At 54.2% G+C, this 18190-nt stretch carries 23 protein-coding genes; 16 read left to right on the forward strand and 7 right to left on the reverse strand.

Annotation, left to right across the window (positions count from 1 at the left end; all coding sequences use genetic code 11):
- Window positions 1-2: 2 nt before the first annotated feature.
- The 3 genes from tsaB to tsaD are packed head-to-tail and all read left to right on the forward strand — an operon-like array spanning window position 3 to window position 2383.
- The gene (gene tsaB / locus MKZ15_RS05500) at window positions 3-836 is read left to right on the forward strand and encodes a tRNA (adenosine(37)-N6)-threonylcarbamoyltransferase complex dimerization subunit type 1 TsaB (RefSeq protein ID WP_339820456.1); all 834 of its coding nucleotides are present in this window, start codon (window positions 3-5) and stop codon (window positions 834-836) included.
- Between the two features lie 45 nt (window positions 837-881).
- Window positions 882-1349 carry a ribosomal protein S18-alanine N-acetyltransferase gene (rimI, locus tag MKZ15_RS05505; protein ID WP_155606428.1) on the forward strand — a complete coding sequence of 156 codons (468 nt, stop codon included), beginning with the start codon at window positions 882-884 and terminating at the stop codon, window positions 1347-1349.
- Window positions 1343-2383 (forward strand): tRNA (adenosine(37)-N6)-threonylcarbamoyltransferase complex transferase subunit TsaD, encoded by a 1041-nt coding sequence (gene tsaD, locus MKZ15_RS05510; protein WP_339820459.1) that lies wholly within the window; start codon window positions 1343-1345, stop codon window positions 2381-2383. The genes rimI and tsaD overlap by 7 nt, the downstream gene beginning before the upstream one ends.
- 75 nt (window positions 2384-2458) lie before the next feature.
- Here the strand turns inward: tsaD and MKZ15_RS05515 are convergent, their stop codons facing one another.
- Both MKZ15_RS05515 and MKZ15_RS05520 read right to left on the reverse strand, forming a co-directional pair.
- Window positions 2459-2935, reverse strand: a complete 477-nt coding sequence (locus MKZ15_RS05515; protein ID WP_155606429.1) for a polymer-forming cytoskeletal protein — start codon at window positions 2933-2935, stop codon at window positions 2459-2461.
- Between the two features lie 3 nt (window positions 2936-2938).
- Complete coding sequence (locus MKZ15_RS05520) at window positions 2939-3958, reverse strand: peptidoglycan DD-metalloendopeptidase family protein (protein ID WP_339820461.1); 1020 nt, start codon at window positions 3956-3958, stop codon at window positions 2939-2941.
- 222 nt (window positions 3959-4180) lie between these two features.
- On the opposite strand from MKZ15_RS05520, the gene MKZ15_RS05525 reads away from it, so the two are divergent.
- The 4 genes from MKZ15_RS05525 (at window position 4181) to MKZ15_RS05540 (ending at window position 7479) form a co-directional block, all read left to right on the forward strand.
- Window positions 4181-5275: a ParM/StbA family protein gene (locus MKZ15_RS05525; protein ID WP_155606431.1), complete on the forward strand. Its 1095-nt coding sequence runs from the start codon at window positions 4181-4183 to the stop codon at window positions 5273-5275.
- A gap of 349 nt (window positions 5276-5624) precedes the next feature.
- Complete coding sequence (locus MKZ15_RS05530) at window positions 5625-6038, forward strand: DUF6157 family protein (protein ID WP_339820464.1); 414 nt, start codon at window positions 5625-5627, stop codon at window positions 6036-6038.
- A 42-nt stretch (window positions 6039-6080) separates the two neighbouring features.
- The gene (locus MKZ15_RS05535) at window positions 6081-6629 is read left to right on the forward strand and encodes a pyridoxamine 5'-phosphate oxidase family protein (RefSeq protein WP_339820466.1); all 549 of its coding nucleotides are present in this window, start codon (window positions 6081-6083) and stop codon (window positions 6627-6629) included.
- 25 nt (window positions 6630-6654) lie between these two features.
- Window positions 6655-7479: an AAC(3) family N-acetyltransferase gene (locus MKZ15_RS05540; RefSeq protein ID WP_339820467.1), complete on the forward strand. Its 825-nt coding sequence runs from the start codon at window positions 6655-6657 to the stop codon at window positions 7477-7479.
- On the opposite strand, the gene MKZ15_RS05545 is transcribed toward MKZ15_RS05540, so the two are convergent.
- Genes MKZ15_RS05545 through cysK form a run of 3 tightly spaced genes read right to left on the reverse strand, consistent with a single transcriptional unit; the run spans window position 7464 to window position 9400 of the window.
- Window positions 7464-8039, reverse strand: coding sequence for a dihydrofolate reductase family protein (locus MKZ15_RS05545; RefSeq protein WP_339820469.1), 576 nt, complete (start codon window positions 8037-8039; stop codon window positions 7464-7466). The two genes, MKZ15_RS05540 and MKZ15_RS05545, sit on opposite strands and share 16 nt — an antisense overlap.
- 21 nt (window positions 8040-8060) lie before the next feature.
- Window positions 8061-8411, reverse strand: coding sequence for a rhodanese-like domain-containing protein (locus MKZ15_RS05550; protein WP_155606435.1), 351 nt, complete (start codon window positions 8409-8411; stop codon window positions 8061-8063).
- 44 nt (window positions 8412-8455) lie between these two features.
- Entirely contained in the window at window positions 8456-9400 is a 945-nt protein-coding gene (gene cysK, locus MKZ15_RS05555) for a cysteine synthase A (RefSeq protein ID WP_339820473.1), read from the reverse strand.
- A 228-nt stretch (window positions 9401-9628) separates the two neighbouring features.
- Here cysK and MKZ15_RS05560 point away from each other — a divergent pair, with 228 nt between their 5' ends.
- Window positions 9629-10108, forward strand: coding sequence for a hypothetical protein (locus tag MKZ15_RS05560; RefSeq protein ID WP_155606437.1), 480 nt, complete (start codon window positions 9629-9631; stop codon window positions 10106-10108).
- A 12-nt stretch (window positions 10109-10120) separates the two neighbouring features.
- Complete coding sequence (locus MKZ15_RS05565) at window positions 10121-10642, forward strand: hypothetical protein (RefSeq protein WP_339820476.1); 522 nt, start codon at window positions 10121-10123, stop codon at window positions 10640-10642.
- Window positions 10643-10648: 6 nt separating this feature from the next.
- On the opposite strand, the gene MKZ15_RS05570 is transcribed toward MKZ15_RS05565, so the two are convergent.
- Window positions 10649-11530: a hypothetical protein gene (locus MKZ15_RS05570; RefSeq protein WP_339820479.1), complete on the reverse strand. Its 882-nt coding sequence runs from the start codon at window positions 11528-11530 to the stop codon at window positions 10649-10651.
- 196 nt (window positions 11531-11726) lie between these two features.
- Here MKZ15_RS05570 and MKZ15_RS05575 point away from each other — a divergent pair, with 196 nt between their 5' ends.
- Window positions 11727-12044 (forward strand): YciI family protein, encoded by a 318-nt coding sequence (locus MKZ15_RS05575; protein ID WP_339820481.1) that lies wholly within the window; start codon window positions 11727-11729, stop codon window positions 12042-12044.
- A gap of 327 nt (window positions 12045-12371) precedes the next feature.
- Here MKZ15_RS05575 and MKZ15_RS05580 read toward each other — a convergent pair whose 3' ends face one another.
- Window positions 12372-14339: an ABC-F family ATP-binding cassette domain-containing protein gene (locus tag MKZ15_RS05580; RefSeq protein ID WP_339820483.1), complete on the reverse strand. Its 1968-nt coding sequence runs from the start codon at window positions 14337-14339 to the stop codon at window positions 12372-12374.
- Between the two features lie 263 nt (window positions 14340-14602).
- On the opposite strand from MKZ15_RS05580, the gene MKZ15_RS05585 reads away from it, so the two are divergent.
- From MKZ15_RS05585 to groES, 6 genes are all read left to right on the forward strand, one after another.
- The gene (locus tag MKZ15_RS05585; protein WP_339820485.1) at window positions 14603-15283 is read left to right on the forward strand and encodes a 5-formyltetrahydrofolate cyclo-ligase; all 681 of its coding nucleotides are present in this window, start codon (window positions 14603-14605) and stop codon (window positions 15281-15283) included.
- Window positions 15270-15734, forward strand: coding sequence for a cyclic pyranopterin monophosphate synthase MoaC (moaC, locus tag MKZ15_RS05590; RefSeq protein WP_339820488.1), 465 nt, complete (start codon window positions 15270-15272; stop codon window positions 15732-15734). Before MKZ15_RS05585 ends, moaC begins: the two co-directional genes overlap by 14 nt.
- A 133-nt stretch (window positions 15735-15867) precedes the next feature.
- Window positions 15868-16353, forward strand: a complete 486-nt coding sequence (locus tag MKZ15_RS05595; RefSeq protein WP_009226288.1) for a MogA/MoaB family molybdenum cofactor biosynthesis protein — start codon at window positions 15868-15870, stop codon at window positions 16351-16353.
- Between the two features lie 160 nt (window positions 16354-16513).
- Window positions 16514-16735: a twin-arginine translocase TatA/TatE family subunit gene (locus tag MKZ15_RS05600; RefSeq protein ID WP_193415837.1), complete on the forward strand. Its 222-nt coding sequence runs from the start codon at window positions 16514-16516 to the stop codon at window positions 16733-16735.
- 106 nt (window positions 16736-16841) lie between these two features.
- Window positions 16842-17600: a twin-arginine translocase subunit TatC gene (tatC, locus tag MKZ15_RS05605; RefSeq protein WP_155606548.1), complete on the forward strand. Its 759-nt coding sequence runs from the start codon at window positions 16842-16844 to the stop codon at window positions 17598-17600.
- Between the two features lie 302 nt (window positions 17601-17902).
- Window positions 17903-18184, forward strand: a complete 282-nt coding sequence (gene groES / locus MKZ15_RS05610) for a co-chaperone GroES (protein WP_155606444.1) — start codon at window positions 17903-17905, stop codon at window positions 18182-18184.
- Window positions 18185-18190: the final 6 nt, after the last annotated feature.

An 18190-nucleotide genomic window follows, 5' to 3' on the forward strand; every position in this document is an offset into this window, starting at 1 on the left:
AGATGAACGAATACGAAAACATACGGCCACCGCAGCGGCTGTTGGCGTTTGACACCGCCACGTCCTCGCTGGCGGTGGCGGTAACGGAGGGCGGCCGCGTGCTGGCCGAACGAAATATCCATGCCGAACGGAACCATTCGGCATATTTGGTGACGGCGATTGGGGATTGCCTGGAGGCGGTAGGGCTCGCCAAGCAGGATTTAGATGGAATCGCCGTCGGGATTGGGCCAGGCTCCTACACCGGGATCCGGATTGCCGTCACGACCGCCAAGACTTTGGCGTGGTCGTTACGGCTTCCGGTTTACGGCGTCTCGAGCCTGGCCGCTTTGGCGCTGGGCGGCTGGGCCGGCGCCAGCGGGCAAGACGCCGCCGCGCTGGGCGAGCTCGCCGCGCGGCGGGGCGAAGAAGGCCGCCGCGCCACCGCCGGCGGCCACTGGATCGCGCCGCTGATCGATGCGCGGCGCGGCCAGGCCTATACGGCGCTGTTCGGCGTACCCGCGCCGGGCGGATTGCCGGAGCGTCTCGAACCCGACGCGATCCGGCTCATGGACGGGTGGGCCGACGAGCTCCAGCGGCAGCTGGAACAGCTGCCGCCGGACGAACGGCCGGCCCGCCTCTGGTTCGTGGGCGAGACCGAGAAGCACGAAGCGGCGATCGCGCCGCTGATCGCCGCCTTCGGCGAGCTTGTTCAGCTCGTGCCTTACGAGCTGGAAGGCGCTTGGATGGGAATCGCCGGCATGGCGCGCACGTGGCTGCCGGCGGACGAGGTCCATGCGCTGGAGCCGAATTATACGCAGCTGGCTGAAGCCGAAGCCAAACGGCTGCGGAACGTGTAAGGCGAGGGGGCGGCGAAGCTGGAACAAGAGATCGTATTTCGTAACATGAGGCTCGCGGACCTTCCAGACGTCATGGTCATCGAACATGAGTCGTTTTCGCTTCCATGGAGCGAGGAAGCCTTTCGCAACGAGTTGACCCATAATCATTTTGCCCGTTATCAAATCATGGAAATTCACGGCGAACCGATTGGGTACGCCGGGATGTGGACGATCCTCGACGAGGCCCACATCACGAACATCGCGGTTCGAACCGCTTACCGCGGACGTCATCTCGGGGAGAAGCTGCTGCGCCGGATGATGGACTGGGCGGTGGAGCTGGGGATGGTTCGGATGACGCTGGAGGTGCGGGTGTCCAACGGGGTCGCCCGCGCGCTATATGAGAAAATGGGCTTTGCCCCGGCGGGCGTGCGCAAAGGGTATTATTCCGATAATCATGAAGATGCAATCATAATGTGGTGCGAGCTGCCAGGATCGCAGTCGGAGACCGGGGAAGGAAGCGAAAGTTTGTGGTAAAGCAAGAGCAGGATGTATATATATTGGCGGTTGAAACGAGTTGCGACGAAACCTCGGCGTCCGTGGTGAAGAACGGGACGGAGGTGCTGTCCAACCTGATCGCCAGCCAGATCGAAACACACCGGGCGTTCGGCGGTGTCGTGCCGGAGGTCGCTTCACGCAAGCATGTGGAGAGCATTACGCGAATGCTGGAGGAGGCGGTCCAGGAGGCGGGGATCCCGCCGCAATCGCTGTCGGCAATCGCCGTGACGGAAGGCCCCGGCTTGGTTGGCGCGCTGCTCGTCGGGATTATGGCCGCCAAGAGCCTTGCCTTCGCGCTGGACAAGCCGCTGATTGGCGTTCATCATATCGCCGGTCATATCTACGCCAATCGTTTGGAGGCGGAGATGTTATACCCGTCCATGGCGTTGGTCGTCTCGGGCGGTCATACGGAGCTGGTGCTGATGGAGCAGGAGGGCAGCTTTCGCCTGCTCGGCCGGACGCGCGACGATGCCGTTGGCGAAGCCTATGACAAGGTCGCCCGGGCGCTTGGCTTCCCTTATCCGGGGGGGCCCTTCGTGGACAAGCTGGCTGCGGAGGCGGAGGAAGCAGAGGAGCTGCCGCGGGCGTGGCTGGAGCCGGACTCTTACGACTTCAGCTTGAGCGGCCTCAAGTCAGCCGTACTGAATGCGGTGAACCAGCACAAGATGCGCGGCGAGGACGGCTACCAGCCGGCCATTGCCCGCGGGTTCCAGGAATCGGTGATCGAGGTGCTCGTGGAGAAAGCGATTCGCGCTGTTCGTGCCACCGGTGCGCGGCAGCTGTTGCTTTGCGGCGGCGTAGCTGCCAATCGGGGGTTACGGGCTGCGCTTGCCGAACGCTGTGATCGCGAGGGGATTGCCCTGCTGATCCCACCGTTGAAATACTGCACCGATAACGCCGCGATGATTGGCGCAGCCGCTTACCTGAAGTGGAAGAACGGTGAGTTTTCCAGCCTGGAGCTAAAAGCCGAGCCTTCGCTTTCGCTGGAAGGCTGGTCTGTTAGGCCAAGCTAATTCAATATTGAGGCGACCGCCCCAAGCAAAAGGCCGGACAAATTGTCCGGCCTTTTATTATTCGATGGGTTCGCGTTACCACGTTTTATAAACCGCATCGTTTTCCGACTTCGCGTTGTTCTTGGCAGGAGGCGTTTGCTCGGGGTCAACCGCAGCCGCCGTTTCCTTCATTACAGCGGGATTGGGCTTGTCCGAGCCGCCCATCTTACTGGTACCTTCGAATACGCTGCCCTCCTCAATGGAGAGAGAGGAAGCAACCATGTTGCCGTACAGCTTGCCTTTGGAGGTGATGGACAGCTTGAGCTTGGCCTGCACGTTGCCGTTCACGGTGCCGGCGATAATGATGTTACGGGCCAGGATGTTGGAATGGACCACACCTTTCTCCCCAACGGTCACGTCGCCTTCGCATTCGATATCGCCGGTAATTTGTCCTTCGATGCGCACGCCGGCGTCCGAGCGAATTTTCCCTTCAAAAATGCTGCCTTCCCCGATCAAAGTGTCGGTGGTGTTCGGGTCCAGCTTAACAGGTTTCGCGTTATTCCTTAATTTCATGAATTACTCTTCCTCTCCGGGTTTTCTAAGGTATTTGGCCGGGTCGACCGTACTGCCGTTCTTCACGACTTTGATGTGTAGATGAGGACCGGTGCTACGCCCGGTGGAGCCCAGCTCTGCGATGGTATCGCCTTGCTTAACGGTGGCGCCAACCTTGGTTAGGATTTTGCTCAAATGCATATAGTTCGTTTTCAATCCCGAAGGATGCGAAATCGTGATAAAGTTCCCGCGTGCGCTATTGTATCCGGTATCGACGACCTTACCGTTCGCTGCCGCATAGACAGGATCGCCGATGCTTCCCCCGATATCCATTCCGGCGTGCATGGTCAAACGCCCGTTAAAAGGGTCTTCTCGTTCACCATACTCGGAGGTGACTCTGACGGAATCGGCGGGCCAAAAGGTCGGCAAGATGGCCATCAACGCTTTATATTCCTGGATCGAAATTTTCGTTTGCTCCAGCCGTTGCTGCAATTCGGGCATCTCCGTCAGCGAGGTGGTGATGCTCTCCTTCGTCTCTTTGACCAGCTTTGCCACATCCTGTTCGGTGAGTGGGATCGATTCTCCGCCAACTCCACCTTCGGAAGCGAGGGAGTCCATCGCTGCTTCTTTGCCCGCCGCTGCGGTTTTGTCTTTTGCTTTTGTCGATCCGCCGTCCGTAATCGATTTAAGCTCGGCTTCCAGTTGCTCCAGCTCGCTCATCTTCGTCTCAATGGTCTTCGACTTCTTGGATAACTCCATCAGCTCGTTTAAGAGCCGGTCGATTTCCTGTTCTTTATTGACGACGGTGTTCCTGAACTGGTCGGAAGAATCGGATAGCTGCGCTTCGAGCGTCCCAATCCGGCTCGTATGCGTGCGGTTGACGGCATACAAAACCAACACGGAGCTGAGCAGCACCACCGCGGTGACCAGGATGGCCAATAAATAGAACAAGCGGAATTTAAAGCGGAACACAGGGCTGGTGCCTTCCGGCACGATCAGCAGCGTGTAGCGCCGGTTCACGTTTTTTTTGAATCTGATCTTCATGACTTCCTCCTGATCTTCTTGGGTTGAATATGCCATTATGTAGGACCAAGGTCATTCCTTGCGACTTGCCAATACAACTATTTCGGCAAAATGTGGCAAATCCCTTTTTCATTTAAAAAAATTTTGTAACTATTTTCACTCCTAAAGCAGGAATTTGTCGAAGGGAAGCGAAATGAGAAATAATTGGAAAAGTGTCTTCTTTCCTAATGTAAGGAGGTTATTATGATCAGAATTGCCGGAATCGACGTTGGCAACGACAGCGTTAAGGTAGTGGTTGACGGTTCACAACGACCGATCATTATTCCGAGTATCGTTTCTCCCGGATATGATAGACATGTGCTGCAAGAGGAAGACTCTCCGCTGAAGGCGCTGGATGTTCGGGTCTATAGCCCTAAATTAAAGAGAAATAACCAGCGGTATTTCGTAGGCTTGCTGGCGATGGAGGATCAAGACAATTCCGAGTTGGAAGAGACGGACAACAAAGCCACCAGCGATCAGTCCCTGGTCGTGGCGCTGACGGCGCTGGCTTATGCAGCCCTGTCTGGACAAACTTATCCGACGGCGGGAACCGGGATCGAAGAGGCTGAATACATAATCGGGACAGGACTTCCGGTCCGTTCTTACGTTGCCTTTCATCAAGCGTTCGAGGAGCGGCTGACCGGCGAGCACGAAGTGACGTTCCTGTCCACGCCGGAGCTGCGCGGGCGCACGGTACGCCTTCAGATCCGCCGTACGATCGTGTCGGTGGAAGGCGCGGCGGCGCTGTTCCATTTGGCGACGAACGATACGCTCCAGGTGCGAAACGAAGAACTCCATAACGGCTGTATCGGCATTTGCGAAATCGGCGCTTTGACAACGGATTTCCCGGTCGTGAAGCGGATGAATATCGACAACCAGTTCAGTACAGGGGAGCAGTTCGGACTTGCAACCTATCTGGATTCGATTATCCGCGATATAGAGGACCAGTTCGGCTACCGCTTCCCGAGCCGTACGAAGCTGATTGGACGCATCCGGAATCGCGAATTCGTCATCCAGCGTGTAGGTGAAGGACAAGCGGATATTCGGCCGATTGTCGATATGTATTTCAGCCGAGCCGCGCAGAAGTTGGTTGATCTGATTCGCAAGCGGTGGAAGAAGTACCCGGACATCGAATGCTTTTATGTGCTTGGCGGCGGCGCCGCGGCGTTGAAATCGTACTTGATCGATGCGGCCGGCCCCATGCGTTTGCGGTTTGAAGAGAATAGCGAGATTCTGAACGTGCAGGGTTACTTGAAGCTGGCCAAGAATAAGGCCGGCCAACAGCCGAACCCGGCGTAAGATTCAAGTAATTGTTCCGGCGGTGCATGCACCGCCGGTTTTTTTATGAGTTTAGATGTTCATCTCCTGGATACCGGAGGCCCACAGGCAGAAATGGATGCGAAAAACCGAATACAATGGGGCGATTTCGGCGTTATTAACGGAATGTATATGAAATTTCATATCTATTTGCCCATCAGGAAAGCGTAAGCCTAGATTCTGTATGAAATATCGAATAGATTTCGGATTTTTGGGCTTCAGCACCGTTTTGTATGCGAAAAACCGAATACAATTGACGAAGAAGGATCATATTCTTTAAATTTGAAGATTCAGGTATAATAAGGAAAAAAAGCGAAGGAGGCCGGGGGCCGTGAGCTACAAAAATACGTTTATTCGCGTATCGCCCGATTGTCCTGCAGATCGTGGCATCGAGCCGGTGTCGACGAGACCTGCGAAACCTGCGCACATGATCCAATACGAGCTGCTCTCGCAAGCTCCGTACCGGTACAATCACGAGGAACTGCTGTTCGAGGTACATATTCGCCATAAGCAAATTCCGAAGGAAGTTGTGCAGGAGCGAAGGCAGGAACTCTGGGAGGAGTTGTTCAGCAAACCGCACCCCTGCTTGCGGGCCTCGGTCCTTTCCAAGAAGTATGGATGGGGCGTGCATTATGACGAACAGGGGAAAATCGCTATCTACGGCATGGACTCGCCGGATTATCAGCGGTTTACCGCTTCAACCGATGTCCAACTGCTGAACGCGATGAGAAACAGCCGGAAGTAAGGACGGCACCGTTGGCTGCATTTATAGATGGGAGGGGTAGACATGGGGAAAATGTTCGATTCGATGCTGCCGGAGCATGAGGCATTTATTCGTCGGCAGCATCTCTTTTTTGTTGGTTCGGCACCACTTAGCGCAGAAGGGCATGTCAATCTGTCGCCCAAAGGGTATGATTCGCTGCGGATCCTTTCGCCAAACGAGGTCGCTTACCTGGATTTGACAGGCAGCGGGAATGAAACGGCAGCCCATCTCGAGGAGAACGGACGGATCACGATCATGTTCGCCGCTTTCGAAGGGCAGCCTTTGATCCTGCGCCTGTATGGGAAAGGCCAAGTGATTCTGCCGGGATCGGCGGATTGGGAGCGACTCGAAGGCTTGTTTCCCAAGCTGAGCGGGGCGCGCCAAATCGTTCTTGTCTCTGTTTACGGGGTGCAGACATCCTGCGGCTACGGCGTACCGCTGTTCAGCTATGACGGGGATCGCGAAACCTTGGTCAAATGGGCTGAAACCAAAGGATCTTCCGGCCTGGAGGAATATCGTCGCCAGAAAAACGCCGTAAGCCTGGACGGCTTACCGTCGTCGTTTGCAGACTAGAGAAAGTAGGGGAGATCGAAGCATAATGGAAGAAATTCAAGGGGAATTGTACACGGTAGAAACATTGCGGTCAGACTTAGCGGCTCTAGGGGTTCGAGAAGGGTCGACACTGCTTGTCCATTCGTCTTTTAAAGCGCTGGGGAAATGGGTGTGCGGCGGCCCAGCGGCGGTTGTCCTGGCTCTAGAGGCAGCGTTGGGGGAGGAAGGGACCTTGGTAATGCCCACCCATTCGGGCGACGTTGGAGACCCGGCCAGATGGCAAAATCCGCCGGTACCCAAGGAATGGTGGGACACCATTCGCGAGCAGATGCCGGTTTATGATCCCGAGCTGACGTCGTTATGGTACATGGGCGTGATTCCGGACACGTTCCGCAAGCAAAAGGGCACCTTGCGCAGCGGACATCCGCAAGTGTCGTTTGCAGCCAGAGGCCGCGAGGCCGAGAACATTACGGCGAATCACGGCCTGGAATTCGGGCTAGGCGAGCGTTCTCCGCTTGCGCGAATTTACGAGCTGCAAGGAGATGTTTTGCTGCTTGGCGTAGGTCACGGGAACAATACGTCGATCCATTTGGCGGAGTGTCGGATGGACAATCAGAGCAATGAAATTTACACGGCAAAGGCGCCGATGCAGGTGAATGGGGAAAGACAGTGGGTGGAATTTGCCGAGCTCGAATACGATTCGGAGGATTTTGTTCAGCTCGGTGCCGATTTCGCACGGGAAACCGGCATGGTGAAACAGGGACAAATCGCCGGGGCAACCGCCTTGCTGATGCCCCAACGAGAATTGGTTGATTATGCCGTAGGATGGTTGGAACGCCACCGTAAGCGGCAAGATCATCTTACCGTCTGATATACGAGACCGATGGCTCCAGAGTCAAAGGTCTTGTTTTCGATGAGCTTAAGGTTAATCTTCTCCTTGAGACCTTGGAATAAGGGCAAACCTTTTCCGATCAGGACAGGGGATACGGTAATTTTATACTCATCTATTAAGTCAAGCTGCATAAAGTGGTGCGCTAACCTAGGACTGCCGAGAATGACCATGTCCTTACCAGGCTGCTGTTTGAGGTGACGGATTTCATTCTCGATATCTTTGTTCACAAGTCTGGAGTTATTCCAATCGACGTTCTCCAGCGTAGTGGAAAAAACGATTTTCTCTGTCTTATCGATCCACTCGGCATGATCCCGTTCATGCTGCGAAGCTGACGGGTTTGAAGGCACGGACGGCCAGTAACTGTGCATCATCTGATAAGTACCGCGGCCCCAAATAACCGTATCGGCCGTACTCAGAATTTCTTTCGCGTGTCTCTCGAGATCCGTATCGTAGGAAACCCAGCCAATATCCATTTCTCCGTTAGGACCTTCCACAAAACCGTCAAGCGATGCGTGTAGAAATAGAACGAGTTTTCTCATCTTCTGCTCTCCTTTGTTTTCTTAATGGGATGCATCTTCTTCCAGCCCGGACGTCACCTCGAGGTCCCAGCCAAGCATGCCGCCGAGAAAATTGTGGATCCGCGTGAAGCCCTGTGCCTGTAGGTAACGGGCGACTTCGTAACTGCGGGAGCCGCTTCGGCAGACCAACACGTATTCCTGCTCCGGGTCGAGTTCTTCCAGCCGGTAGGGGATTTCACCCATCGGAATCAGGGGGACCCCTGGAATATGCGCAGCTTCGTATTCAAACGGCTCACGGACATCGATGACGACGATGTCGCTGGCAGGATCCTGAAGGATGGCGTGCAACTCCGCTTTGTCGAAGTGGGAGATGCCTCCGATTAGTTGGGGCATAAATTCATTCCTCTTTTCCCGATAAAATGGTTTGTTTCATCTACTTATTCTTCTACGCGTGCGGGCTCATCGAAGATGCCCATGCTAAGATACCTCTCCCCGGTGTCCGGAGCGATGCACAAAACGCGGCGCCCAGGGCCTAAGTGCCGGGCTAAACGAATCGCCGCCCAAACCGAGGCCCCGGACGAAGGTCCGACCAATAGGCCTTCTAGTGCCGCTAATCGCCGTGTCGTATCCAGCGCATCCGCATCGCTGACCTGGACGATTTCATCATAGACCGCGGTATTTAGGATCGGTGGGATAAAACCCGGGCTGGTACCGACCAACTTATGCGGGCCGGGTACCCCTCCGGAGAGGACGGGGGAGCCTTGCGGCTCGACGACGGTGATATGGATGTTCGGCAATACGCCCCGCAGATACTCGCCGGTTCCGGTGATGGTGCCGCCCGTGCCTGCCGTGGCTACGAACCCGTCGAGCCGGCCATCCATTTGCCGCATGATTTCTGGCCCTGTCGTGAGCCGGTGAATTTCCGGGTTGGCAGGGTTTTGAAACTGCTGCGGCATAAAACTGCCGGGGATTTGGTCCAGCAGCTCCCGGGCTTTGGCGATTGCGCCGGGCATGCGCTCCGCAGCCGGCGTCAGCACGACCTCGGCCCCGTAAGCTTGCAGCAGGGCGATTCGCTCTTTCGTCATGTTGTCCGGCATGACGAGGATAATCCGATACCCTTTGGCCGCGGCGTTCATCGCCAGCCCGATGCCCGTATTCCCGCTCGTCGGCTCGATGATCGTAGCCCCCGGAGCAATCAAACCGGCCTGTTCTGCCTTTGCGAGCATGTGGGCAGCGGCTCGATCCTTAACGCTTCCGCTCGGATTGGCAAACTCCAGCTTGACGTATACGTCCGCCTCCTCGTTGGAGACCAGTTTGTTTAACTTGACGGCCGGGGTTTCGCCAATCAGGTCTGTAATGCTTCGGACCGCTTTACGATTCATATGGCTGAGCCCTCTCTCTTAAATTTTAAGTTTTTATCTATTCTACTCGGGAACCTCTTATTTTTTCAAGCCACGCCGTTTATTCGACATTTAACCGTTTCCAACCCGGGCATCCTATGATAAAGTAGCAGTAACAACGAAGATGAGCCGAAATAGGCCCCATCTTCTTTTTTTTTTGTGAATGGGTGAATTGAATCACAAATAGAAAGACGCAAAAGGGGTGTACAAATGGGGGGAACGGTAGATAAACCGGTGGCAAGTTTGTTATTGATAGGATTGCAGGGGTTACTCGGAATCGGTGCTGTATTCGGCGGTGGAGCGTTGATGCTAGATCCGTCAGGCGCCTTGTTGGGGATGCCGACAGAGTTGATGCAGATCCCGCTGTTCCCGAATTATTTGATTCCGGGGGTGATCCTTCTGATGGCCTTTGGCGTGTTGCCCCTTACGGTCACGACGGCTCTCGTATGGAAATGGAATTGGGGTTTAGGAGAGAAACTGAACCCATTTAAAGACCGGCATTGGTCTTGGGCCTTTTCCCTTTATATCGGCTTTGGATTAATCGTCTGGCTTTCGGTCCAAATCTACATTCTCGGCAGCTCTTCGGTCGTACATTTGGTTTATACGGCTTGGGGCTTGGCGATCCAAGCGTTAACCATACTGCCTTCGGTCACAGGATTTTATCGAAAGTCATTTACGGACAACGCCTAGGAGGGGAGAAATATGCGTAATCAAAGGATGCCGGGCAACTCTACGCGGCTGCCCGGCGGAATACGGCTGCTTCTCGGCCTTCTGTGCGCTGTGATGCTGCTGGCCATTTTTGGGGGCTGCAGTCTGGCTACGGAAAGGCAAAAGCAGCTTTACGACGACGAAGCGGAGCTGGCCCAGGAAGGCGACACCTTCACCTATGTGAAGCGGGTAGGCGATACGAGCAACGAGTCGAACACGGTGTCCTTCTCCTCTTTCTACGGGATGGAAACGATTTGGTTCATCCACGCCTCGGCGAAGGGCAAGGTGAATTTCATCCATCAGCAAGAGATCGACGGCGGCCGATTCAAGCTGGTGGCGATCGGACCGGATCGCGAGGTGACGACGCTTGCCGAAGGAACTAGCGAAGGCAAGATGGAGCTGAAGGTTAGCCCGGGAACGTACCGCATCAAATTTGTAGGTAACAATGCCAAGGGCCGAGTGAAGACGGAAATCCAGGCAGATGCGGGCATACGTATCGTAGCCGCCGATCATTGAGCAAGGTCACCAATTGGACAACTCCGTTCGTTTCCAGGTGTCTTTGGCTACGCAGACATAAACATAGTTTTCGTCCCAGGCGATGTCGCCGGGATTTCCGGGAGCTTTGGAAGAAGCCGGCGTGCGGGACTCGCGGATACGAATTCCGTCTCCATTGATGTCCAGCGCGCTTTGCGGATCCTCCGTACCGATGCCAACTTGTCCATGATCCCGTTTGATTGTCAGGGCACTGTCGAGCACTTCTCCTTCATCCGAGTAACGGATCACGTTAAAATCGGCCCCGGCATTGCTTCCCTTGAGCTCGGCGCTGTTGGCACGTAGACTCCAAAGCGGGGAGGTGGCGTTATCCTTGCCGATGTTGGCCAACTGCACGTCCCGATTACCTTCGCCGGCTACGCGCAAAATACCGTCCATGACGTTAAAATTGGAAGAGTGGGTGCGAATCTCGGCGACGTCGGTATCGTAAGGGATTTCCAAACGGGTAAACAGTTGATCCTTATTCTCTCCGGTGGGTGACATCGTCGTTTCGATCGAAATATGCTTATGATCATGCTGTTCGGGATTGTTCGCTTTATCATGCGAGATGATCGCCGTTTTGTCCTTCCCTTGCTCATCGGCCCAAGCGATCGCGGGTTTGGCGCGGTCCCCCGTCCACTGCAGGCGGATCAGGTCGGATAAATGCCCTTCTTTTTCGATCCATTGATTATCGGTAGACAAATGGATTCGTTCGTTCTGCGGGAGGGCTAGACCCCCTCCGGGCAGCTTGGACTCCGTAAAAGGGGATGTCGTGGATGAAGCGCCCTTAGAAGAGCCGAACATTTGGCATCCTCCTACAAAGACGAGGCTGACGCCTAGTACGGCGATTGAAGCGGCTTTGACAAATTTCATTCCATTCTCTCCTTTTCGGTGAATATTTGACGGCCTATGTGTTTTTTTGGCCGCAGTTCTATAGAGATCATAATGATTTTAAAAAGGGCAGGGCAATAGGCATTTCGGATGGTTTCAGGGGCTCGGGGCGAGCGCACATGCAAAATGGCAGGAAATTGGGAAGTAAGCATCAGACTAGATGAAGGAGGAATTAACTATGAGTGGAGCCCCCTCTTTTGAAGAATTCAAGAGGTACGTGATCCTGCTTTCCCTAAATCCGGGCCGACGATTGGAAGAGGAATTAATCCGCGAACACGTTGCTCACCTAAGAGAACTGGACCGAAACGGTCAACTTGTGATATGCGGGCCTTTACTCGATTATAAGGGCGGGATGGTCATTATCCAAGCGGACAGTCTGGAGGAAGCAAGGAAAATCGCGGAACGCGATCCGTTCGTGAAATCGGGAGCGGAGAACTATGAGCTTCGAACCTGGGCGATTTCCTGTGAAGAAAATCAGCATTTAGGGATGGGTTGAGGAGTTGGACCTAAGACGAAGGTTTTGTCAAGTTGTGGACAAGGTTATCCACAGCTTGTTGGCTATCTTGATGAAAAGTTGATGAAAGCTTGCGTACCAACCTATGAAGCAAGATCGAAGAAAACGAGTCTCATGTTTTCAGAAAACTGTGGATAATGTGGACAAGTTGGTGGATAAAACAGGGTTTTGACAAAAACCGACGATTTCCCCGGAAAAAAACGGCCCCGCGGGCCGTTTTTAGGTCGAATATTTTCTGCATAATGGGGATAACGCTGTGTATAACCAAGGTGAAAAAAATGGGGTAAGGATCAAAATATTTTGTGAATTTTATCTTTCAGCCAAGGATTCCCATTCCTCATAGGCCGTGGATAACTGTTCTTTCCGGCGGTCGATCCCGTCCTGCCGCTCTTGGACTGCGGTGTAGTCCTGATAGACCTCGGGAAGGGTCAGTTCCGATTCCAGTCGGGCAATTTCGTCCTCGAGCACGGAGATCAATTCCTCCAGTTGCTCCAACCGGCGTTGTCGGTTCCGCTCCTCGCGTTTCGCCTGTTTATCGGCTTCATAGGAAGCGGCACCGGATTTAGCTGTCGAGGACTCCGGTTCGGACGGCTTGTTGGTCGAGTTTGCGTTCGACTTGGCTGCCTCAGCGTTCGCCTGCTCGGTAGCGAGTTCGGCAAGCTCCTGCTTTTTGGCTAAATAATCGTCATAATTACCCAGGAAATGATCCGCACCATACGGATGAAGTTCAACGATACGCTCCGCCATCTTGTTCAGAAAGTAACGGTCATGGGAGATGAACAGCAGCGTTCCATCGTATTCAATCAGAGCGGACTCCAGGACTTCTTTGCTGAATAGGTCCAAATGGTTGGTTGGTTCGTCCAGGATCAACACGTTGGCTTTTTGCAGCATTAGCTTGGCTAAGGCGACCCGGGCTTTCTCACCGCCGCTTAACGCCGCGACCTTCTTGAGCACGTCCTCGCCGCTGAACAGGAAATTGCCCAGTACACTGCGAATACGCGCTTCCTCAATGTGGGGATAGGCACCCCAGACTTCCTCAAGCACCGTGTTGGCGGCATTCAAATGCGTTTGCTCTTGGTCGTAGTAACCGACCTTGACCTTGGCGCCCCAAGAAATCGTTCCATCCGATGGTCGCAAATCGCCGGTCAGCATTTTCAGCAGCGTCGATTTTCCGATCCCGTTCGGGCCGATCAAGGCTACGGTTTCGCCGCGGTATAGATCGAAGTTGACGTTTTGGAATAACGGTTTGGGTTTATCCGCAAACGTGTAGGTAAGGCCATTGACGTGCAGCACTTCCTTACCCGTCATAACCTCGGCCTCGAAGGAGAAGGTCGCCCGTTTCAGGTCGCCAAGCGGCCGGTCGAGAACATCCATCTTCTCCAACGCCTTCCGACGGCTTTGCGCCCGTTTCGTCGTGGACGCACGGACGATGTTCTTCTGAATAAACGCCTCCATTCGGGCGATTTCATCCTGCTGTTTCTCGTATTGCTTCAATTGGCTTTCGTATTCCGCCGCTTTCAGCTCGATGAAACGGCTGTAGTTCCCCGTATAACGGCGGGATTGATGTCGTTCGATCTCTACAATCGCTGTGACAAGCCGGTCGAGGAAGTAACGGTCATGCGAGACGACCAGCAAGGCTCCGGAATAATTGCGCAAATAATCCTCGAGCCAGGTTAATGTTTCGATGTCAAGATGGTTGGTTGGTTCGTCCAGCATCAGCAGGTCCGGTGCCTGCAGCAAAATACGGGCAAGCGCAAGCCGGGTTTTCTGTCCGCCGCTTAACGTTGCGATGGGGGTGTCCGGCGCAAAATCGCCAAATCCCATACCGTGCAGCACCATGCGGATGCGGGTCTCCATTTCATAACCGCCATGATCTTTGAACCAGTCGGATTTAAGCGCATAACGGTCGAGCAACTCCTGGTGCGCTTTCTCGTCCCGGGCTAACTCCGGATCCGCGATCTGCTCTTCCATCCGGCGCAGTTCGCGTTCCGTTTCGATCAACGGGGCAAACACGGCAAGCATCTCTTCCCAGAGGGTGCGGTCCGATTGTAATCCGCTATTTTGCGCGAGGTAACCGATCGTAGTCTCCTTGGCTTTGAAAATTTGTCCTCCATCGTGGGATAGTTCTCCAGCCAAAATCTGCAAAAACGTCGATTTACCCGCGCCGTTGACGCCCACGAGGCCGATCCGGTCCCGTTCGAGCACCTGCAGGTTGATCCCCTCCAGCACGGGGATTACGCCGTATAATTTCGTAATGTTCGAAGCTTGAAGCAGCATAGCGAATTCGATCCTCCAAAAAAAGATTTGCATTCTGTTCATGATGGGGAAAGCATTAGTTCGTTGAAACTCGTACCTTCAGTGTACATGAAACCCAAGCGAATTGCATCGCTGAATGCTTGGAAGACCGCGTTTTGCAAACCGGGTGCTTTGGTTTTCATTTTCATATAACAATGATACACTAAGGGAGAGAACAGCCGGATCGGCTATGTTGCTAGTGGAAGACCGGTCATCGTGTGACGGGAGCGGAAGGGGAGAACGGCATGGAGTTTATGGATGCCAAAAAAGAGCTGCGCCAGCGAATGCTGAAGGTTCGCGCCCAAATTCCGGAGGGATCTCGTTTGGAGCAATCTCTGGCCGCCGGCCGTATAGCCGAACGTGAGGTGCTAAGCCCCCTGCGGGCGCGGCGAGGCGGGAAGCTGAACTTGTTCTGCTACGTGGCTTTCCGAGATGAACCGGATACTTGGCCATTGCTGGCTAACGGCCTGGCCCAGGGGGACCGGTTGCTCACGCCGAGGATCGGACCGGAGCGCAGCCTTTCCTTGCACGAGATTTCCGGGACGGAGGACCTCGTTCCCGGTACATGGGGGATCCGGGAGCCCGCGGGGCATACGGCCGTTTGGCCACCTGAGCGCTATCCCGAAATCGACGTCATTGTCGTTCCGGGGCTGGCCTTTGATCGGAACGGGGGGCGGATCGGATTTGGAGCAGGGTATTACGATCGCCTAATCGATGAGTTGAGCCGCCTGAGTGGCGGTACCGATCAGGTCGTCCTGGCTGCCCTCGTCCTTCAGGAGTTGATCCTGCCGGAGGGGGCAATCCCGATGGAACCGCATGATTTCCGGCTAGACCTGTTGTTAACGGCAAAAGAAACGATATATATGAAGGAAAGTAGTGATAAGCTTGACAACCTCGGAATCGGGTCAAGGAATGACGCATTTTAACGAACAAGGCCGAGCCCGTATGGTGGACATTTCCGGGAAATCGGCGACCGTTCGCGTGGCCGTAGCGGAGACGAAGGTCACCATGCTGCCGTCAACCCTTGAGGCCATTAAAGAAGGGCGGGTCGGCAAAGGCGATGTGCTAGCCGTGGCCCAGGTTGCGGGAATCCAAGGAGCTAAACGAACCTCCGATTGGATTCCGATGTGCCATCCGCTGGCGTTGACGGGCGTTAACATCACGTTTGGCGACAACGGACAGGACGAGCTATACATCGAGGCGACAGTGAAGACAGAAGGCAAAACGGGCGTTGAAATGGAGGCGCTCACCGCGGTGTCCGCCGCCGCGCTGACCGTGTACGACATGTGCAAGGCGTTGCAAAAGGACATGGTGATTGGTCCGACGCAGCTGCGGTCAAAGTCGGGCGGCAAAAGCGGGGATTACGTGCGTTCATGACATTTGCGGCGGCTACTAGATTTTGATATAGATATAGATGGCAGTTTAAAGTTGATTTCAGCATGAATCGACATGATCCGGCATTACGTTGGACTCCGCAGGGAGTTCCTATATGGATGAGGAGGGTGACTTCATGGTTTGGAAAACAGCGATCCTTACCGCCAGCGACAAAGGAGCCAGGGGAGAACGTGAAGATACGAGCGCCCAAGTAATCCGTGAGCTGGTGGAGGAGGAATTGGGCGGCGAAATCGTGGAATACCGGATCGTCCCCGATGAACCGGATGAAATTATCGCCGCATTGATTGAAATGACCGATTATTTTCACGCCGATTTGGTGTTAACTACGGGGGGGACGGAGCTAGCGATTCGTGACGTGACACCGGAAGCGACCCGCCGGGTCATCGAACGCGAAGTGCCGGGCATGGCGGAGGCGATGCGGTACCGGTTGATGCAGAAGAACCCTGCAGCCATGCTATTTCGGGGGATCGTGGGCATTCGTGGACGTACGCTGATCGTGAATTTGCCGGGAACACCTAAAGGCGTGCACGAAAATTTGGCGGCGATCATGGACCAGTTGCCGGAAGCGTTACTGATGGTCACGGGACAATTTCGTTTATAATGAACCTTCATTATCGGGCCTTATTCTCTGTTTCTTTGTTAAGTTGTTAAATAAATAGACTGTAACTGTGATATTCATTATGGTATGATGTGGGCGAGTGAATGTATCGGTTCGGATGATCGCTGTCTATTTATTTGCCGTAACGAAAGGAGAATCAACCATGGGCGCAGGCGGATTTTTGTTGATCGTCATCGCGGCGTTGCTGCTGTTTGGTCCGAATAAATTGCCTGATCTGGGGCGGGCTGTTGGCCGCACGTTTCGTGAATTCAAAGAGGCAACCCGGGATATCGTAGACGATCAACCGGAAGTCAGAAGAACGGAAACTGCACCGCAACCGCAGGTAGAAGGCCCCAAACCGGACGACCGCCGTCTTCCTGAATAAACGGAAACGGTAGATCCAGTTACATAGGCGTAACCTGATCCCTTCCTTCGCGGAGGGATTTTGTTTGAGATTTGAAGGGAAGCTTGATGGGGAAGGAGAACAGGAGATGTCGGAGAAAGACAATGCGCAAAGTCTCGTGGATCATTTGACGGAGTTGCGGCGGCGATTAGTGGTTGTTGGCGTCGTGTTCGTCGCGGTGCTGGTGGCGGCCTTTTTCGTGGTCGATCCGATTTACCACTATGTGACGAAGAACGCTATTTCCGGCGTGGCCATCGAACTCAACGCTTTTTCGTTCTGGGACGGCGTTGGCGTTTACATGAAAATCGCCATGCTGGTCGCACTCGGGATTACACTGCCGTTTACGCTTTATCAGGTTTGGGCGTTTGTGAGCCCCGGTCTGAAGGCCCAGGAACGTAAAGCGACCGCAAGGTATATTCCGTACGTGTTCGTCTTCTTCCTAGCGGGCTTGGCTTTCGGGTATTACGTGGTATTCCCGCTGGCCATGACGTTTACAGGCTCGTTGAACAAGCAGTTGGGACTTGTCGAGACCTACGGGATGGCCGACTATTTCAAGTTTCTGACCAATATCGTGCTGCCGATTTCGTTATTGTTTGAGCTGCCGCTAGTCATTTTGTTTCTGACGCAACTGCGGATATTGAACCCGCTTCGGCTTAAGAAGATGCGCCGGGCAGCGTATTTCGCGCTGGTGGTCGTGTCGGTGATGATTACGCCGGCGGATTTCTTTTCTGCCTTCCTGGTGCTCGTCCCACTGGTCCTGCTTTATGAGCTCAGCGTGTTCCTGTCCAAGCGGGTATATGCAAAGCAGCAAGCGGCGGATGCGGAACGGGCGGAAAAGTATAAATGAGGGGGAACGCACCTTCGCGTAAGCGGGGTGCGTTTTTCTTTTGCCCGCTGGACCTGGGCTTGGTTGGGTGAAGGGGCCCTGTCCGTGACCAGCGGAATATTTATCCAAGTGCAAGGATAAAATGGGAAGGGCGTGGGTGAAGCCCTATGAAACAAAGAAAAAAATTTGTACAAAGGAACTTGAAATCTACTCGCAACTTGAGTAATATAAAAGTGGTTGTTAGCACTTGAGTAGATCGAGTGCTAATACATATGACAAACATCTACCCATAACACCACATATTTAAAGGAGGCTGTTTTTTCATGATCAAACCTTTAGGTGAACGCGTTCTCGTGCAACCGATCGAGCAAGAGGAGACAACGGCATTTGGTATCGTGCTTCCAGACACGGCCAAAGAGAAACCGCAGGAAGGTAAAGTCATCGCTGTTGGCAGCGGTACTTTGAAAGATGGCGTCCGCGTTCCATTGGAAGTAAAGGAAGGCGACCGCGTTCTTTTCTCCAAATATGCAGGCACCGAAGTGAAATACGAAGGCAAAGAATATTTGATTATGAAAGAAAGCGACATCCACGCGATCCTCGGCTAAACCGCC

Origin of the sequence: Paenibacillus sp. FSL R7-0216, from assembly GCF_037969915.1 — a bacterium.
GTDB classification, from domain to species: Bacteria; Bacillota; Bacilli; order Paenibacillales; family Paenibacillaceae; genus Fontibacillus; species Fontibacillus rhizolycopersici.

What these genes read in the sequence shown, in the direction of transcription:
- tsaB (WP_339820456.1), top strand. Translation starts at nt 3, where the DNA reads ATGAACGAATACGAAAACATACGGCCACCGCAGCGGCTGTTGGCGTTT.
- rimI (WP_155606428.1), top strand. Translation starts at nt 882, where the DNA reads ATGAGGCTCGCGGACCTTCCAGACGTCATGGTCATCGAACATGAGTCG.
- MKZ15_RS05515 (WP_155606429.1), bottom strand. Translation starts at nt 2,935, where the DNA reads ATGAAATTAAGGAATAACGCGAAACCTGTTAAGCTGGACCCGAACACC.
- MKZ15_RS05520 (WP_339820461.1), bottom strand. Translation starts at nt 3,958, where the DNA reads ATGAAGATCAGATTCAAAAAAAACGTGAACCGGCGCTACACGCTGCTG.
- MKZ15_RS05525 (WP_155606431.1), top strand. Translation starts at nt 4,181, where the DNA reads ATGATCAGAATTGCCGGAATCGACGTTGGCAACGACAGCGTTAAGGTA.
- MKZ15_RS05535 (WP_339820466.1), top strand. Translation starts at nt 6,081, where the DNA reads ATGGGGAAAATGTTCGATTCGATGCTGCCGGAGCATGAGGCATTTATT.
- MKZ15_RS05540 (WP_339820467.1), top strand. Translation starts at nt 6,655, where the DNA reads ATGGAAGAAATTCAAGGGGAATTGTACACGGTAGAAACATTGCGGTCA.
- MKZ15_RS05545 (WP_339820469.1), bottom strand. Translation starts at nt 8,039, where the DNA reads ATGAGAAAACTCGTTCTATTTCTACACGCATCGCTTGACGGTTTTGTG.
- MKZ15_RS05550 (WP_155606435.1), bottom strand. Translation starts at nt 8,411, where the DNA reads ATGCCCCAACTAATCGGAGGCATCTCCCACTTCGACAAAGCGGAGTTG.
- cysK (WP_339820473.1), bottom strand. Translation starts at nt 9,400, where the DNA reads ATGAATCGTAAAGCGGTCCGAAGCATTACAGACCTGATTGGCGAAACC.
- MKZ15_RS05560 (WP_155606437.1), top strand. Translation starts at nt 9,629, where the DNA reads ATGGGGGGAACGGTAGATAAACCGGTGGCAAGTTTGTTATTGATAGGA.
- MKZ15_RS05565 (WP_339820476.1), top strand. Translation starts at nt 10,121, where the DNA reads ATGCGTAATCAAAGGATGCCGGGCAACTCTACGCGGCTGCCCGGCGGA.
- MKZ15_RS05570 (WP_339820479.1), bottom strand. Translation starts at nt 11,530, where the DNA reads ATGAAATTTGTCAAAGCCGCTTCAATCGCCGTACTAGGCGTCAGCCTC.
- MKZ15_RS05575 (WP_339820481.1), top strand. Translation starts at nt 11,727, where the DNA reads ATGAGTGGAGCCCCCTCTTTTGAAGAATTCAAGAGGTACGTGATCCTG.
- MKZ15_RS05580 (WP_339820483.1), bottom strand. Translation starts at nt 14,339, where the DNA reads ATGCTGCTTCAAGCTTCGAACATTACGAAATTATACGGCGTAATCCCC.
- MKZ15_RS05585 (WP_339820485.1), top strand. Translation starts at nt 14,603, where the DNA reads ATGGAGTTTATGGATGCCAAAAAAGAGCTGCGCCAGCGAATGCTGAAG.
- moaC (WP_339820488.1), top strand. Translation starts at nt 15,270, where the DNA reads ATGACGCATTTTAACGAACAAGGCCGAGCCCGTATGGTGGACATTTCC.
- MKZ15_RS05595 (WP_009226288.1), top strand. Translation starts at nt 15,868, where the DNA reads ATGGTTTGGAAAACAGCGATCCTTACCGCCAGCGACAAAGGAGCCAGG.
- MKZ15_RS05600 (WP_193415837.1), top strand. Translation starts at nt 16,514, where the DNA reads ATGGGCGCAGGCGGATTTTTGTTGATCGTCATCGCGGCGTTGCTGCTG.
- tatC (WP_155606548.1), top strand. Translation starts at nt 16,842, where the DNA reads ATGTCGGAGAAAGACAATGCGCAAAGTCTCGTGGATCATTTGACGGAG.
- groES (WP_155606444.1), top strand. Translation starts at nt 17,903, where the DNA reads ATGATCAAACCTTTAGGTGAACGCGTTCTCGTGCAACCGATCGAGCAA.